The 16281-nt window shown below is 62.4% G+C and carries 11 protein-coding genes; 6 read left to right on the top strand and 5 right to left on the bottom strand.

The window, feature by feature from the left end; all coding sequences use genetic code 11:
- Positions 1–54: 54 nt before the first annotated feature.
- Positions 55–1344: an O-antigen ligase family protein gene (locus ABIE33_RS25580; RefSeq protein WP_429130614.1), complete on the bottom strand. Its 1290-nt coding sequence runs from the start codon at positions 1342–1344 to the stop codon at positions 55–57.
- A 423-nt stretch (positions 1345–1767) separates the two neighbouring features.
- On the opposite strand from ABIE33_RS25580, the gene ABIE33_RS25585 reads away from it, so the two are divergent.
- Together ABIE33_RS25585 and ABIE33_RS25590 are read left to right on the top strand one after the other, a co-directional pair.
- Positions 1768–2883, top strand: a complete 1116-nt coding sequence (locus ABIE33_RS25585; protein ID WP_429130615.1) for an acyltransferase family protein — start codon at positions 1768–1770, stop codon at positions 2881–2883.
- A 256-nt stretch (positions 2884–3139) separates the two neighbouring features.
- On the top strand, positions 3140–4006 hold the full coding sequence (locus tag ABIE33_RS25590) for a D-alanyl-D-alanine carboxypeptidase family protein (protein WP_429130616.1): 867 nt from the start codon (positions 3140–3142) through the stop codon (positions 4004–4006).
- A 192-nt stretch (positions 4007–4198) separates the two neighbouring features.
- Here the strand turns inward: ABIE33_RS25590 and ABIE33_RS25595 are convergent, their stop codons facing one another.
- From ABIE33_RS25595 to ABIE33_RS25610, 4 genes are all read right to left on the bottom strand, one after another.
- Positions 4199–5245, bottom strand: a complete 1047-nt coding sequence (locus ABIE33_RS25595) for a quaternary amine ABC transporter ATP-binding protein (protein WP_429130617.1) — start codon at positions 5243–5245, stop codon at positions 4199–4201.
- The gene (locus ABIE33_RS25600) at positions 5238–6149 is read right to left on the bottom strand and encodes an ABC transporter permease (protein ID WP_429130618.1); all 912 of its coding nucleotides are present in this window, start codon (positions 6147–6149) and stop codon (positions 5238–5240) included. Before ABIE33_RS25600 ends, ABIE33_RS25595 begins: the two co-directional genes overlap by 8 nt.
- 282 nt (positions 6150–6431) lie before the next feature.
- The gene (locus ABIE33_RS25605) at positions 6432–7430 is read right to left on the bottom strand and encodes an ABC transporter substrate-binding protein (protein WP_429130619.1); all 999 of its coding nucleotides are present in this window, start codon (positions 7428–7430) and stop codon (positions 6432–6434) included.
- An 871-nt stretch (positions 7431–8301) separates the two neighbouring features.
- Positions 8302–8445 (bottom strand): hypothetical protein, encoded by a 144-nt coding sequence (locus ABIE33_RS25610; RefSeq protein ID WP_107027614.1) that lies wholly within the window; start codon positions 8443–8445, stop codon positions 8302–8304.
- A 250-nt stretch (positions 8446–8695) separates the two neighbouring features.
- Between ABIE33_RS25610 and ABIE33_RS25615 the strand changes: the two genes are divergently transcribed.
- The 4 genes from ABIE33_RS25615 to cobN all read left to right on the top strand — a co-directional run bounded on the left by ABIE33_RS25615 (position 8696) and on the right by cobN (position 16201).
- A complete protein-coding gene (locus ABIE33_RS25615; RefSeq protein WP_429130620.1) occupies positions 8696–10153 on the top strand; it encodes a cobyric acid synthase in 1458 nt (485 codons plus the stop codon).
- A 607-nt stretch (positions 10154–10760) separates the two neighbouring features.
- Positions 10761–11285 carry a bifunctional adenosylcobinamide kinase/adenosylcobinamide-phosphate guanylyltransferase gene (cobU, locus tag ABIE33_RS25620; RefSeq protein WP_429130621.1) on the top strand — a complete coding sequence of 175 codons (525 nt, stop codon included), beginning with the start codon at positions 10761–10763 and terminating at the stop codon, positions 11283–11285.
- Between the two features lie 3 nt (positions 11286–11288).
- Positions 11289–12353 carry a cobalamin biosynthesis protein CobW gene (gene cobW, locus ABIE33_RS25625; protein ID WP_429130622.1) on the top strand — a complete coding sequence of 355 codons (1065 nt, stop codon included), beginning with the start codon at positions 11289–11291 and terminating at the stop codon, positions 12351–12353.
- Between the two features lie 71 nt (positions 12354–12424).
- Positions 12425–16201, top strand: a complete 3777-nt coding sequence (gene cobN, locus ABIE33_RS25630) for a cobaltochelatase subunit CobN (RefSeq protein WP_429130623.1) — start codon at positions 12425–12427, stop codon at positions 16199–16201.
- Positions 16202–16281 lie beyond the last annotated feature (80 nt).

Raw genomic sequence — 16281 nt, forward strand, 5'->3', positions numbered from 1 at the left:
AACATATAAAGATATCTTTATGTCTTTGCAAGCGTTGGCGTGCGCGGCCGGGGACTATTGTTGGTGGCGCATGCCCATGCGCCCGGCAAGGCCGAGCCCGAAGATGGCCAGCGCCGTCAGCAGCCACATCGGGTCGGCGCGGTTGAGGAAGAAGCTTTCGAGCATGGCGTTGTAGGTCATGAAAATGACGACCATGACGCAGAAGTCGGCAAAGGCCCGCCCCTCCGGCCGGCGCGAGGCGCGGATGTAGTCGAAGAGTGGTTTGACGAAGAGAAGCAGGCTTATGAGGATACCGCCGGGCAAGCCGAACGTCAGGGCGGCATCGAGATAGCTGTTGTGGCCGGCAACGATGCCACGCACGTCCCAGTTCGCCTCGAAATTGGCCTCAAGCCCCATGATGACAGGCGAGAGCCAGAAGCTGGAGTAACCCTGGCCGAACCACGGGTGCTCGGCGATGCTGCCGCTTGCGAACTTCCAGATGTCGTCACGGCCGGTGAAGGTGGCATCATCGATGATCGCCTTGGTGAACGAGAGCAGCGTGTCTGAATAGATCGTGCCGAGCGTCAGGCCGAAGACGACGACCGACACGATCAGATGCGCGACGATCATCAGGCCCGGGCTGCGAACGGCGCGCCCGGCAAGCACCAGCGTGATCGCGATCGGCAGGAAGCCGATGGTGGTCTTCGAGCCGGTGTGCAGCACAAAATTGACAGAGAGCAGGGTGATGGCCCAGCCGCGAAGCGTGGCGCCGGAGCGCAGGCAATAGATCCCGAACATGCACAGGATCGAGAACACCGGCGCCGAAACGTTCTTGTGCAGGAGATGACCGCGCCAGAAGCCGGCATGCCACGGCTCACCGCCGGCGGCCGAGTGAATGGCCAGGTCCGGTGCCACAAACAGCGCGGCGTAGTCGATCAGGATGAGGAGCAGGATGGCATTTGCCCCGGCATGAACGAAATCCTCCTCGCTGCGCGGCAGCACCAGCACGCCGGCCACCATGATCATCGCCACGAGGCTGAGCGTCAGGCCGCGGGCAGAGGCCGCCGGATCGTAGGACTGCAGGCAGGAGAAATAGGCGATGGCGAAGATCGCCACCCAGGCCGGCGAGATCAGCCGCGCCAGCACCCGTTTGTCGACCACGAGCAGCATCGCCAACAGGTAGACCGCACCGAGCACGATGTAGCCAACCTGGTTGATGATGTTGCCGTCGTTGGCGGCACTCGGATCCGTCTCCATGGCGCCCTGAAAGGGCATGAACGTGAAGACCATGAGGAAGAGCCCGAGGCCGGACAGAAGCGAAGCTAGATGGCGCGTCAGCTGTGCGATCCCCGTGTCGTAGCTCAACCGCGCCGGCACCTGGTGCCGGCGTGTCGGTAAGTCTGCCGTGGCGGGAATCCGTTGCATGAGGGCGCCGAGATTGCTGGGCGAGGACGCCGCCGACTAGGCGCCGCCTCCTGTTTTGCAGTCCCTGTCTGCAGCCGCGCGAGCGGGCCGGGACCTGCCATCAAGCATGGCGCAATTGGGTTAAGGTCAAATGAAACGGCGGATCAGTTCAAGCTGCCCGTTTTGTCTTTGCCCCGACGCGCGATGCCAGATGTCTTCTGCGTTTCGCAAGGACGCTCATTACCGGATTTTAAGCGTTCCCGGGCGAAGTTACCTCTTAACTGGCCTTGCGGAGCCTGCCTCCTTCGAAGCAGACAATCCAAACTTCGGGCGCAACGAGATGAAATGGCAGCGCCTGCTGCCAGGGATGGAGCATTCTCCTCAATGGTGAAGAAACCCAAACTTCTGGCGCTCGAATCCTTGCGGGGTTTCGCGGCCCTTGCGGTTGCTCTGCACCACTTTCGTTACGGCAGCCTGCTGAGTGAAAACGCCTTCATCCGCCACGGCTACCTCATGGTCGACTTCTTCTTCGTACTCAGCGGCTTCGTGATTGCTCTCAACTACGCCAACAGATTGTCGAGCCCGGCGGAGCTTGCAAGCTTCCAGCGCCGGCGGTTCTGGCGCCTCTATCCACTTCACCTGTTCACACTTATCATCTTCCTCGGAATAGAGTGTCTCAAATACGTCTTTGAACAGAAGACCGGCATCGTTTCCAACAGTCCGGCGTTCGTCGTCTCCGACGCGAGCGCATTTCTCGCCAATCTTTTTCTGCTGCAGGGCGTGGTTCTGGGCGAGCTCGGGTTCAATATTCCGAGCTGGTCCATTTCCGTCGAGTTCTGGACCTACCTGATCTTCGCTTTGACCATGGGGCTCCTGCGGCTGCCGATGCGCTGGTGCCTTGTTCTGGCCGGTGGAGCGGCCATTGTCCTGATCGCCCTGGAGGGAGGGCGACTCGAAACCGATCCGATCTTTGCGATCATCCGCTGCATATTCTCCTTTTTCCTGGGGGCGTGGGCCGCTTCGCTCAACGTGCGGATTCCCTCAAAGGCGGCGGCGCCGATGGCCGCAGGTGCGCTGGCGCTCGTTGTCCTGGCAATCTGGGGGCTGGGCGGTACCCACGGGGAAATCCTGCTGCCGCCTCTTTTCGCGGTCACGGTGGTGGCCGTTGCGAGCCTGCGGCAGGATACATCCCTGCGCCGCTTTCTCGAATGGCCGTTCTTCGTGTGGCTCGGCACTGTCAGCTACAGCGTCTACCTGACCCATTCCATCGTCGGTTGGGTGGTTACCCAGGCCTTGCGCTTCGGCCTGAAGGTGCCGACGCATGTCGCACCAGATGGAGACACGGTGCTGGCGCTTGGCCAAGGTTTCGCAACGCTGGTGACGCTCGCCGCAACGGCTGCAGTGCTCGTCGTCTCGTATGTGACCTATCGTTTCGTCGAGAAGCCGTTCCTGTCCGGCTGGCCGTTCGGGGCAAGGACCACCGTGCCGCACAGGGGGTAGATCGGTTCGACCTTGCGCGCGAGCCATGTTGCCGATCGACGCAGCAGGTTTAAGCGTTGTAGCGTCCTTTGCGCGTCGTGGTTGATCCGCGGCGCTGTATTGTGGCCGAAACGGGGCGGGTGCTCACGACGAAAAGCCGCAGCCTATAGGCGATTGCGGCTCGCTTGCGATCGCGGTAAAAGGCCGCTCTTATGTAGTCGCTCGCTTGCCCGCGGATATCGCGCGCTGATCGATAGCCTCAAACGAGAAGAACATCATGCATTTCACACTCCGGACACTCGCGTCGGCCGCAGTTTCAATCGGTCTGCTGCTTGGCGGCGCGTCCACCGCTTTCGCGGGAAAGGCCCATCTGGTTCTCGATGCGCAGACAGGCACGGTCCTTGAGGCCGAAAATGCCGACGAACTGAACTATCCCGCGTCGCTCACCAAGATGATGACGATCTACCTGGCGTTCGAAGCACTTCGCGACGGCAGGCTGACCTGGGACCAGCGACTGACGATGTCGGAAAATGCCAATGGCAAGGAGCCGTTCAAGCTGGCCGTCGGCGTCGGGCGCACCGTTTCCGTTCGCGAAGTCGTGATGGGCATGATCGTGCTGTCTGCCAATGATGCTTCCGTTGCCATCGGCGAACAACTGGCCGGCACGGAAACCGGTTTTGCCAAGATGATGACCGGGAAGGCCCATCAACTTGGCATGGCCAGCACCGTGTTCAAGAACGCCAACGGCCTGCCGGACCCCGAGCAGGTGACGACGGCGCGTGACATGGCGACGCTCGGGATTGCCCTGATGCGCGATTTCCCGGAAGAGTTTGCGCTGTTTTCCAACCGCCGGATCGAGTTCCGCGGCATGAAGCTTCGTGGCCATAACAACGTGATGAACCGCTATGCCGGTGCTGACGGCATCAAGACCGGCTACACCACCGCGTCGGGCTATAACCTGGTCACCTCGGCAACCCGCGACGGCAAGCGCCTCGTCGGCGTCGTCATGGGCGGCGAGACCGCCGAAAAGCGCGACAACCAGATGATGGGTCTGCTCGACAAATACTTCCCGGCGACCAGCGACACGCTTTCGTCCGCAAGCACTGTCGAGCCGACTGCTGGCGCAACGACGAAGACGAACTGAAAAGCGTCGCCAGAGCGCTTTGCGCCAATGCGAGGCTGACATCAGCCTCGCAGAGGTTGGCAACAGCATGCGGCTCCTTCTGAGCCGCATGCCACTGCAGACGAATCTACCGGTCTGAAATGCGAAGGGCGCCCTGGCCTGTTCCCGCGAGGGGAGTTGCCGGGCGCCCTTGCTTTCGTCCTTTGGTCCGGCTTACGCGGCTCTCTTGTCCTCGTGGCTGGTGGGCGTCACCATGGCCGAGATGATCGTCGGCAGGTCGAGCGCGCCGATCGGGCGGCCGTTCTCGTCGACCACGTGGGCGGTGTTGAGATGGGCGCCGGTCATGGCGCGGGCCGCCGATTCCAGCACCGTGCCGACCGTCAGCGGCATGCCCTCGGGGTTGCCGGAAAGCGGTCGCATGATCGTCTCGACATTGATGACGCGCCCGCGGTTCACTTCCTTGACGAAGGCGGTGATGTAGTCGTCGGCGGGCGCCAGCACGATCTCTTGGCCCGTTCCCTGTTGCACCACGCGGCCGTCGCGCAGAATGGCGATCTTGTCGCCGAGCCGCAGCGCCTCGTCGAGATCATGGGTGATGAAGACGACGGTCTTCTTCAACTCCTTCTGCAGGTCGAGAAGCACCGTCTGCATGTCGACGCGGATCAGCGGATCGAGCGCCGAATAGGCTTCGTCCATCAAGAGGATGTCGGCATCGTTGGTAAGCGCCCGGGCGAGGCCCACACGCTGCTGCATGCCGCCGGAAAGCTGATTGGGGTAGTGGTTCTCAAAGCCCTGGAGACCGACCCGGTCGATCCAGCCGCGCGCGCGCTTTTCGCTTTCCGCCTTGCCGACGCCCTGGATCTCCAGGCCGTAGACGGTGTTGTCGAGCACGGTGCGATGCGGCAGCAGGGCGAATTTCTGGAACACCATCGCCGTCCTGTGGCGGCGGAACTGGCGCAGGTCGTTGTCGTTCATCTGGCAGACGTCGACGCCGTCATAAAGCACTTCGCCGGCGGTCGGGTCGATCAGCCGGTTGATGTGGCGGATCAGTGTCGACTTGCCCGAGCCCGAAAGTCCCATGACCACCATCACGCCGCCGGCCGGCATCGAGATGTTGATGTCCTGCAGGCCGAGCACGTGGCCGTGTTTTTCGTTGAGTTCCGCCTTGCCGAGGCCCCGCTTGACCGCATCGACATAGTCGCCGCCGTTGGGGCCGAAGATCTTGTAGAGGTTCTTCACCTCGATCGCGTGACTAGCCATGGATAACCTCCGAATGCTTCTGCAGCCGCCTGCCGAAGGCCTGGCTGGTACGGTCGAAAATGATGGCGATACCGACAAGGGCGAAGCCATTGAGGAAACCGACGGTGAAGAACTGGTTGGCGATCGCCTGCAGCACGTTCTTGCCGAGACCGCCCACGCCGATCATCGATGCGACGACGACCATCGCCAGCGACATCATGATGGTCTGGTTGATGCCGGCCATGATGGTGGGCAGCGCCAGCGGCATCTGCACGTTCTTGAGCTTCTGCCAGGCCGACGACCCGAAGGCGTCGGCAGCTTCGAGCACTTCCTTGTCGACGAGGCGGATGCCGAGATTGGTGAGCCGGATCATCGGCGGCACGGCATAGATGACGACGGCGATGAGGCCCGGCACCTTGCCGATGCCGAAAATCATCACGACCGGAATGAGATAGACGAAGCTCGGCATCGTCTGCATCACGTCGAGCACCGGATTGACGATCGACTGCACCCGCTCGGAGCGCGCCATCAGAATGCCGATCGGAATGCCGATCAGGATCGAGATCAGCGTACAGACGGTGACCATCGCGAGCGTGATCATCGTATCGTTCCACAGGCCGACGAGGCCGATGGCGACCATCGACAGCGCCGTGCCGATGGTGATGTTGATGTTGCGGCTGCCGAAATAGACGATCGCCACCATGAACACGAGGATGATGATCCACGGCGATCCGACGAACAGGCTTTCGAGATAGTTCAGAAACCATTGAAGCGGCTGCACAACCGTGTCGATGGCGTCGCCATAGGACCGGACGAAACCCTTGAAACCATCATCGATGGTCTTGCGAGCCAGGCGGATCGCTCCGTCGTCAATGGCAGGGAACTTGCAGAGCAACGCTGGCAAGACACTGCAGATGGATGCCATATTTTTCCCCTTCTTGGCCTGAAGTTTTATGACGCCGACTGCGTCATCAGACCGGTCGTTGCCGATCCTTGCGCAGACTTGGCTGGTGACCTCTTCGGGTCCCGGCGTGAGAAATGTGACAGCGGAACATGACGCCCGCTTTACTGAATGCGACATGCGAGGCGAACGGAGCCCGTTCGCCGTCGCCAGTATTGTTTGCCATGTCCGGCAATTTTTCCGACTGGCGAAGACGCCGATGCAGGCGACCGCTTTTCACGCGAGCGCCTGCCTCATCAGCCAGTATCAGAGCGCAGCCTTGACCTTTTCGGCCACGTCGGGCGCGACCCACTGGGTCCACATATCCGGGAACTCTTCGAGGAAGTGCTTTGCAGCATCCTCGTTCGTGCCCTGGTTCTCATCCATCCAGGCGAGAACCTTGTTGACGGTGCCGTTGTCCCACTTGCGCGCCTTGACGTAGTCCATGGCAACGCCGGCCTTGTCGGCAAATGACTTGGTCACGACGGTGAAGACGTCTGAGACCGGGTAGGAGTTGACCTTGGGGGTCGGGCAATCCGGAACGGCCGAGCAGGCGTCCCATTCCTTCTTGTCGTGATCGACGCCGAAGGAGAGGCGGGTCATCTCGTATTTGCCGAGAATGGCGGTCGGTGCCCAGTAGTAGCCGAGCCAGCCGGTCTTCTTGGCAAAGGCGTTGGCGATCGAGCCGTCGAGGCCGGCCGCAGAACCGGTGTCGATCAGCTGGAAGTCGGCCTTCTCAGCGTCGATCGCCTTGTAGAGATTGGCGGTCGAAACCTGGCAGTTCCAGCCCGACGGGCAATTGTGCACGGCGGCCTTGGAAGGATCTTCCGGCGCCGGGAACAGGTCCGGGTGCTTGAGTGCGTCCTGCACCGTCTTGATATCAGGATGGGCGTCGGCGAGGAACTTCGGAATCCACCAGCCCTCGACGCCGCCTTCGCTCAGGATCTTGGCGGCCTCGATCAGTCGGCCTTCCTTGATGGCCGCGTCGAGCGGCGTGCGCACGGCGTTGACCCAGAGTTCCGGCGCCATATCCGGCTGGGCCTTTTCGTTCATGGAGGCAAAGGTCGGCATGGTGTCGCCGGTGACCAGCGTCACGGTGCAACCGTAACCGTTTTCCAGAATGAACTTGTCCACGTGAGCGGCAACGCCCGCGGAGGCCCAGTTCATCTCGGCAATGCTGACTTCACCGCATTCCGCGGCTTGCGCGGAACCCGCCAGGGCGTAAAGACCCGCGGCGAGAATGGTGGAAGCGAGGAGTTTCTTCATGTTGCAAGACCTCCCAGTCTTTAACTGCAGCCAACGTTCAAACGGGCGTCATGGGGACGCCATGCATCCCGGTCACCCGAACCAAGTGAGCAGCCTGGGGTTCGGCAAAAGACAAGCCAAGGGTAGCCCCTGCTGCGGCGATGCGGGAGTTCGTTCTGGTCCTGGCCGCGGAACCCTGTCGCCGGCCGGATCTCCTCTGTACCGCATTGCAAGCCTAAGTATTCTCGTTGGGAAATCAACCTCTTGAATCGGAAAACGGCCGGGCCGGGCTGACGGCGTCGTCTGTCTGCGACATCACAGAAGGAGAATTTTTTGGCTTTGGAGGTCCCAAATTTAAGCATTCGCGACAATTAGTGCCGCAAAATATAGCGGCCGCCTCAATGCTTGTTTTCGATCTGTTGCAATCAGGACCTTTCCTGTCGTGAATGCGTCACGCGCACTTTTTGCGAATGTCGCGAAAAAAAATCAAAAAAAACCGTGATTCATCTTTCGTTAAACCCTCGATAACCATCCGGTAACGATGTCCGGCTAATTGTTGTTGCGCGGCGGGAAACTGCCGCCGGCCCGGATCAAGGTATAGCGTCCCGGGTTAGAGCGAACCTTCGGTGTGTTGTTCCGGAGTGACCAGCGTTTTTTGGAAGCCGCATCCCTCGAAGGAGGTCGATGCGGTTTTCGCGTTTTGGGGCATGTCGCGCAAAAGTGCGCGGCGGTCTTGTGATACGACATTGAGCAAACAAAGAGTCCCAAGCGTATGCACCGCTATGGCCAAAAAAAACCGCCTCCACGAGGGGAGACGGCTGGAGGAGAAGGCGTTAGCTGCTGGAATGCAAAGCCATAGCCGATAGCGGCGCGGCCCCGGGGGCCGAATGGATCAGCCGACGTTGGACGTGCGGATGAAGCCGAGCGGTCCGAAGGGAGCGTCGAGAACGACGTTGCGAACGCGCGACTGGCTGACCGGCGCCTTGGAATTCCAGGCGATCTGAACGAAATTTGGTTTGCTGAAGATGTACAGCATTGGCATGGACCTTGAGAGGCCGGACGGTTGTCGTCCGGGGTGTGTTTCGGTGGCGCTGATATAGGCTCGCGCTCCGCGAAATTGAATACCAAACTCGTCACAGGATGTCGCATTTACGCTAGTTTCGGAGAGAAACTCGACAAGCTTGATAAGCGACCGAAACAGTCCGTCATCGACGCGCCGCAAATGCGGCGAAAACGTGTCAAAACAGCTCTTTGCCGCCGATCAATTCAGTGTTACCGGTGGCCGCATGACACGCAAGATCATGCTGCAGGGAACCGGCTCGGATGTCGGAAAATCGGTATTGGTGGCAGGCCTCTGCCGGCTCGCTTCCAATCATGGGTTGAAGGTCAGGCCGTTCAAGCCGCAGAACATGTCCAACAATGCCGCCGTGTCGGATGACGGCGGCGAAATCGGCCGGGCGCAATGGCTGCAGGCGCTGGCCGCCCGCGTGCCGTCTTCGGTGCATATGAACCCGGTGCTGTTGAAGCCGCAGTCGGATGTGGGCAGCCAGATCGTCGTGCAAGGCAAGGTTGCCGGTCAGGCACGCGGCCGGGAATATCAGGCGTTGAAGCCAAAGCTGCTCGGTGCAGTCATGGAAAGCTTTGAGCAGATTTCAGCCGGCGCCGATCTCGTCGTCGTCGAGGGTGCCGGGTCACCGGCCGAGATCAATCTGCGGGCAGGCGACATCGCCAATATGGGGTTTGCGACCTGCGCCAACGTGCCTGTTGTCCTCGTCGGCGACATCGACCGCGGTGGGGTCATCGCCTCGCTGGTCGGCACCCACGCGATCCTGCCCGACGAGGACCGGCGCATGATCGCCGGTTATCTCATCAACAAATTCCGTGGTGACGTCACGCTGTTCGACGACGGCATCGCCGCAGTCGGCCGCTACACCGGTTGGCCGTGTTTCGGCGTCGTGCCGTGGCTGAAGGCGGCCGGACGGCTGCCGGCGGAGGATTCGGTCGTGCTCGAAAAGCTGGTGCGCGGCGAGGGCCGGGCGCTCAGGATCGCCGTGCCGGTTCTGTCGAGAATTGCCAATTTCGACGATCTCGATCCACTCGCTGCCGAGCCGGACGTCGATCTCGTCTTCGTCAGGCCGGGAAGCCCGATCCCGACTGATGCCGGACTCGTCGTCATCCCCGGGTCGAAATCGACCATTGGCGATCTCAAGGATTTCAGGGCGCAGGGTTGGGACGAGGATCTCAAGCGCCATGTGCGGCGCGGTGGCCGGGTGATCGGCATCTGCGGCGGGTACCAGATGCTGGGCGCACGCGTTACCGATCCTCTCGGCATCGAGGGCAGCGAACGGGAGATTGCAGGGCTCGGACTGCTGGACGTCGAAACGGAAATGGCTCCGGAAAAGACCCTGCGCAACAGCCGTGCCTGGTCGCTGGAACACGATGTGGCGCTTGAGGGGTACGAGATCCACCTGGGCAGAACGACAGGCGCCGATTGCGACCGTCCATCGGTGCGCATCGACGGCCGCGCCGATGGTGCCCTTTCAGCCGATGGCCGGGTGATGGGCACCTACTTGCACGGCCTGTTTGCCAGCGACGCCTATCGCGCCGTGCTGCTGAAGAGCTTCGGCATCGAAGGCGGTATCGGCAATTACCGCCAGTCGGTCGACACGGCGCTTGACGACGTTGCCGTCGAACTCGAGGCGGTTTTGGATCGCAAGTGGCTGAATCAATTACTGGGGGGCTAGCCTAGCGCCGCAATCGCGTTGTTGGCCGTCGCATGCGTCGATTGACTTTGCGCCGTCCGCTTCCTAATCATCGGATGTTGGATGGTTTCCCCGGATCGTGGCGATGCGGGGGAATAATTGGGAATGTGACGGATGGACCCAAATCGGGCATCCTTATCGCAGCCGACCCCGCGACTGTAGAACGGTCAGGGTTCGCCATCGGGCTGAAGGCCTGCTTCCTTTCGATCGCATGGGGCGATCGCAGGCGGTTCGGAGTTCAGCCGGAAAAGCCACTGGCGTGGTTTCGTGATCAGCCGGGCTGGACGCCTCTTCTTCTACGAATCGTCCGCCCTTCACGAAACCTGAAAACCCGGGAAGGTGAGGCGGGCCGTTCGGCCCCAACACCGTTTTCCGCGTCATAACGCGGGGCACGGTGCGATGGGCCCGTGACGCCGTGAGCCAGGAGACCTGCCGTCCGACAGGGGCATTCCGCCCGAAGGGAAGCGCGCTTCCCACGCCATCACGGAGGTTGTCTTGGCTCATCGATCGTTTCCCGAACGCGCCTTTGGCGCGGTGAATTCCTGTTGCCGCCCGAATTCGCTACCATGCACGTGAGGCGGCAACGCACATGAGCATTCTCCATGCCGGGCCGGTTCTGGTGCTTGGCGGCGCCCGTTCCGGCAAATCCAGCTTTTCCGAAAGGCTCGTCGAAGCCTCGGGGCTCAACATGCACTATGTCGCGACCGGCCGTGCCTGGGACGACGAGATGCGCGAGCGCATCGACCATCACCGGGCAAGGCGCGGCGAGGGCTGGACGACGCATGAAGAGCCGCTCGACCTCGTTTCGCTGCTGACGCGCATCGACGACGAGAACCGCGTGGTGCTCGTCGATTGCCTGACGCTGTGGGTCACCAACCTGATGATGGAAGGACGCGACATAGCGGCGGAGTTCGCTGCCCTTGCCGCCTTTCTGCCTGATGCGCGGGCGCGCCTTATCCTTGTTTCCAACGAAGTCGGCCTCGGCATCGTGCCCGAGAACCGCATGGCCCGCGATTTCCGCGACCATGCCGGCCGGCTTCACCAGATCGTTGCGGAGAAATCCGCGGAAGTTTACTTTGTCGCGGCCGGATTGCCGCTGAAAATGAAGGGTTGATCCATGACCACTGCGAGAGCCAGCCAGGGCAAGATTCCGGCGACTGTCATCACCGGATTCCTTGGTGCCGGCAAGACGACGATGATCCGCAACCTGCTGCAGAACGCCGACGGCAAGCGCATCGCGCTGATCATCAACGAGTTCGGCGATCTCGGCGTCGACGGTGACGTACTGAAGGGCTGCGGCGCGGAGGCCTGCTCGGAAGACGATATCATCGAACTTACCAATGGCTGCATCTGCTGCACGGTTGCCGATGATTTCATCCCGACCATGACCAAGCTGCTCGAGCGGGAAAATCGCCCCGATCACATCATCATCGAAACCTCGGGCCTCGCCCTGCCGCAGCCGCTGATCGCCGCCTTCAACTGGCCGGACATTCGCAGCGAAGTCACCGTCGACGGCGTCGTCACCGTGGTCGACAGCGCCGCCGTTGCCGCCGGGCGCTTTGCCGACGACCATGACAAGGTCGATGCGCTGCGGGTCGAGGACGACAATCTCGATCACGAAAGCCCGATCGAGGAACTGTTCGAGGACCAACTGACCGCAGCCGACCTGATCGTGCTCAACAAGACCGACCTGATCGATGCTTCGGGCCTCAAGGCCGTGCGCGACGAGGTCTCCTCGCGCACCAGCCGCAAACCTGTCATGATCGAGGCGAAGAACGGCGAAGTGGCCGCTGCCATCCTGCTCGGCCTCGGTGTCGGCACGGAAAGCGATATCGCCAACCGCAAATCCCATCACGAGATGGAGCATGAGGCCGGCGAGGAGCACGATCACGACGAATTCGACAGCTTCGTCGTCGAGCTCGGCGCGATTGCCGATCCGTCAGCCTTCATCGATCGCCTCAAGGGCGTGATATCAGAGCATGACGTGCTGCGCCTCAAGGGCTTTGCAGACGTGCCCGGCAAGCCGATGCGCCTCTTAATCCAGGCCGTTGGCGCCCGGATCGACCAGTATTACGACCGTGCCTGGGCAGCCGGCGAAAAGCGCGGCACGCGCCTCGTCGTCATCGGCCTGCACGACATGGACGAAGCCGCGGTGCGCGCTGCCATCACCGCGCTCGTCTAACTCCTTGAAGCAACGCAGTTCCAGGAAAACCGTTTCGCACTTTTCCTGGAATTGCTTGAACGGACAGTACAATGCATCTGCTTCTCGCCCAGAAGGGAACGATCGCCGACGGCAACGAAGCGATCGACCTGGGGCAAACGCCGGCCGACGTGCTTTTCCTGTCGGCTGCCGACACCGAGCTTTCCTCGATTGCGGCGGCCCATGGCCGCCGCAACGAGGGGCTGAGCCTGCGTATCGCCAGCCTGATGAACCTCATGCACCCGATGTCGGTGGACACTTACGTCGAGCGCACCGCGAGGCATGCGAAACTCATAGTGGTCAGGCCGCTCGGTGGCGCCAGCTATTTCCGTTATGTGCTGGAAGCGTTGCATGCCGCCGCCGTCACCCACCGCTTCCAGATCGCGGTGCTGCCCGGCGACGATAAGCCGGATCCCGGCCTTGAGCCTTTTTCGACGGTCGAGGCCGACGACCGCCAGCGCCTCTGGGCCTATTTCAACGAGGGTGGCGCCGACAATGCCGGGCTGTTCCTCGACTATGCCGAGGCGCTGATCTCGGGCGCAGAGAAGCCGCAGCCGGCAAAGCCGCTGCTGAAAGCCGGTATCTGGTGGCCGGGGGCTGGCGTCATCGGCGTCCGGGAATGGTTGGCGTGTGTTCAAGGGCAGGTGGCAGCGGAGGAGGGATTCGAACCCCCGACAGTTGCCATCTGCTTCTATCGCGCCCTGGTCCAGAGCGGCGAGACGCGGCCGGTCGAAGCGCTGATCGAGGCGCTTGCCGCCGAAGGCATGCGCGTGCTGCCGCTGTTCGTCTCCAGTCTCAAGGATGCCGTTTCGGTCGGCACGCTGCAATCGATTTTCTCCGAGGCGGCACCCGACGTGGTGATGAACGCCACCGGCTTTGCCGTCTCGTCCCCCGGCGCCGACAGGCAGCCGACGGTACTGGAATCAACCGGCGCACCGGTACTGCAGGTAATTTTCTCCGGCTCGTCGCGTGCACAGTGGCAGGCCTCGCCGCAGGGGTTGATGGCGCGCGACCTCGCCATGAACGTCGCCTTGCCCGAGGTTGACGGCCGCATCCTTGCGCGCGCCGTCTCCTTCAAGGCGGCTTCGATCTACGATCCCAAGGTGGAGGCCAACATCGTCGGCCATGAGCCGCTTTCGGACCGGGTCCGCTTTGCCGCCAGGCTTGCGGTCAACTGGGCGAAGCTGCGCCGCGCCAGGCGGGCCGAGCGACGTATCGCAATCGTCATGGCCAACTACCTGAACCGCGACGGCAGGCTCGGCAATGGCGTTGGGCTCGATACGCCGGCGGGCACCGTCGAAGTGCTGCGCGCCATGGCTAACGAAGGTTATCCCGTTGCCGGCGTGCCTGAGGATGGCGATGCGTTGATCGGCTATCTCATGGCCGGGCCGACCAATGCAGCGCGCCGCGACCGCGAAATCCGCGAAGTCATTTCGCTCAGCGATTACAACGCGTTCTTCGATTCGCTTCCGAAACAGATTCAGGATGAGGTGAGCGGCCGCTGGGGTGCGCCGGAAGCCGATCCGTTCTTTCTCGATGACGCTTTCGCGCTGCCGCTCGCCCGCTTCGGCGAGGTGGTCGTCGGCATCCAGCCGGCGCGCGGCTATAACATCGATCCGAAGGAAAGCTACCATTCGCCGGATCTGGTGCCGCCGCACGGTTATCTCGCCTTCTATGCTTTCCTGCGCAACCAGTTCGGGGCGCAGGCGATCGTGCACATGGGCAAACACGGTAATCTCGAATGGCTGCCCGGCAAGGCCTTAGCGTTGTCGGAGACCTGTTATCCCGAGGCGATCTTCGGGCCGCTGCCGCATATCTACCCCTTCATCGTCAACGATCCCGGCGAGGGCACCCAGGCCAAGCGCCGCACCAGCGCCGTCATCATCGACCACCTGACGCCGCCTCTGACCCGGGCGGAATCCTATGGGCCGCTCAAGGACCTCGAAGCGCTGGTCGACGAATATTACGACGCGGCCGGCGGCGATCCGCGCCGGCTCCGGCTCTTGAGCCGGCAGATCCTCGATCTGGTGCGCGACATCGGCCTCGACCACGACGCCGGCATCGACAAGGGCGATAGCGACGACAAGGCGCTGGAGAAGCTCGACGCCTATCTTTGCGATCTCAAGGAGATGCAGATCCGCGACGGGCTGCATATCTTTGGCGTGGCGCCGGAGGGCCGGCTTCTGACCGACTTGACGGTGGCGCTGGCGCGCGTGCCGCGCGGCCTTGGCGAAGGCGTTGACCAGAGCCTGCAGCGAGCGATGGCTGCGGATGCCGGGCTCGACTTCGATCCGCTCGATTGCGTGATGTCGGATGCCTGGGCCGGTTTGCGCCCGAAGGTGCTTGCCGACATTTCCGATGCACCGTGGCGCACGGCCGGCGACACGGTCGAGCGCATCGAGTTGCTGGCGGCAGCGTTCGTGTCCGGCGAGACACTCGCACCCGAAGGCTGGTCCGCCACCCGCGCCGTGCTTGGCGAGATCGAGGCGCGGCTGAAGCCATCGATCGTCAATTCCGGTGCTGCCGAAATGACCGGCTTTTTGACGGGCATTGATGGGCGCTTCGTGGCGCCAGGGCCCTCCGGCGCGCCGACCCGCGGCCGTCCTGACGTGCTGCCGACCGGCCGCAATTTCTACTCCGTCGACAGCCGTTCCGTGCCGACGCCTGCGGCCTACGAACTCGGCAAGAAATCCGCCGAGCTTCTGATCCGCCGCTATCTCCAGGATCACGGCGAATGGCCATCCTCCTTCGGCCTGACGGCCTGGGGGACAGCCAATATGCGCACCGGCGGCGACGACATCGCCCAGGCGTTGGCGCTGATCGGCACCAAGCCCGTCTGGGACATGGTCTCGCGCCGGGTGATGGGTTACGAGATCGTGCCGCTTGCCATGCTCGGGCGGCCGCGCGTCGATGTGACGCTGCGGATTTCCGGCTTCTTCCGCGATGCATTCCCGGATCAGATTGCACTGTTCGACAAGGCGATCCGCGCCGTCGGCGCGCTGGAGGAAGACGACGCCGACAACATGATCGCTGCGCGCATGGGCGCCGAGACGCAGCGGCTGGAGGCATCAGGTGTTGAGCCGCAGGAAGCCGCCCGCCGCGCCTCCTACCGCATCTTCGGTGCCAAGCCCGGAGCCTATGGCGCCGGCCTGCAGGCGCTGATCGACGAGAAGGGCTGGGACAGAAGGGCCGATCTCGCCGACGCCTATCTCACCTGGGGCGCCTATGCCTATGGCGCCGGCGAGGAGGGCAAGGCCGAACGTGATTTGTTCGAGGAACGGCTGCGCACGATCGAGGCGGTCGTCCAGAATCAGGACAATCGCGAGCACGACCTGCTCGACAGCGACGACTACTACCAGTTCGAAGGCGGCATGAGCCTGGCTGCCGAGCACCTGAGCGGTGCGAAGCCGGCGATCTATCACAACGACCATTCGCGGCCGGAAAAGCCCGTGATCCGCTCGCTGGAAGAAGAAATCGGCCGCGTGGTGCGGGCGCGCGTCGTCAATCCAAAGTGGATCGATGGCGTCATGCGCCACGGCTACAAGGGCGCCTTCGAGATCGCTGCAACGGTCGACTACATGTTCGCCTTTGCCGCGACCACGGGGGCCGTGCGCGACCATCATTTCGAGGCCGCCTACCAGGCCTTCATCGTCGACGAGCGGGTGTCGAACTTCCTGCGCGACAAGAACCCGGCGGCACTCGCCGAGCTGTCAGGGCGGCTGCTGGAGGCGATCGACCGTAATCTTTGGACCCCGCGCTCGAACTCTGCGCGGTTTGAACTGAGCGGCCACACGACGGCGGCAGTGCGGCTTCGCGCCGGAAACGAATAGAGCAATTCCAGGAAAAGGGCGGCACGGTTTTCCGTCCGGAGTTGCGCAAGTGCAAAGAATGGGATCGCGGGCGGCATTAC

Source organism: Ensifer sp. 4252 (genome assembly GCF_050434565.1).
Taxonomy (GTDB): domain Bacteria; phylum Pseudomonadota; class Alphaproteobacteria; order Rhizobiales; family Rhizobiaceae; genus Ensifer.

What these genes read in the sequence shown, in the direction of transcription:
- cobN (WP_429130623.1), top strand. Translation starts at nt 12,425, where the DNA reads ATGCATCTGCTTCTCGCCCAGAAGGGAACGATCGCCGACGGCAACGAA.
- cobU (WP_429130621.1), top strand. Translation starts at nt 10,761, where the DNA reads ATGAGCATTCTCCATGCCGGGCCGGTTCTGGTGCTTGGCGGCGCCCGT.
- ABIE33_RS25585 (WP_429130615.1), top strand. Translation starts at nt 1,768, where the DNA reads ATGGTGAAGAAACCCAAACTTCTGGCGCTCGAATCCTTGCGGGGTTTC.
- ABIE33_RS25605 (WP_429130619.1), bottom strand. Translation starts at nt 7,430, where the DNA reads ATGAAGAAACTCCTCGCTTCCACCATTCTCGCCGCGGGTCTTTACGCC.
- ABIE33_RS25610 (WP_107027614.1), bottom strand. Translation starts at nt 8,445, where the DNA reads ATGCTGTACATCTTCAGCAAACCAAATTTCGTTCAGATCGCCTGGAAT.
- ABIE33_RS25595 (WP_429130617.1), bottom strand. Translation starts at nt 5,245, where the DNA reads ATGGCTAGTCACGCGATCGAGGTGAAGAACCTCTACAAGATCTTCGGC.
- cobW (WP_429130622.1), top strand. Translation starts at nt 11,289, where the DNA reads ATGACCACTGCGAGAGCCAGCCAGGGCAAGATTCCGGCGACTGTCATC.
- ABIE33_RS25615 (WP_429130620.1), top strand. Translation starts at nt 8,696, where the DNA reads ATGACACGCAAGATCATGCTGCAGGGAACCGGCTCGGATGTCGGAAAA.
- ABIE33_RS25590 (WP_429130616.1), top strand. Translation starts at nt 3,140, where the DNA reads ATGCATTTCACACTCCGGACACTCGCGTCGGCCGCAGTTTCAATCGGT.
- ABIE33_RS25600 (WP_429130618.1), bottom strand. Translation starts at nt 6,149, where the DNA reads ATGGCATCCATCTGCAGTGTCTTGCCAGCGTTGCTCTGCAAGTTCCCT.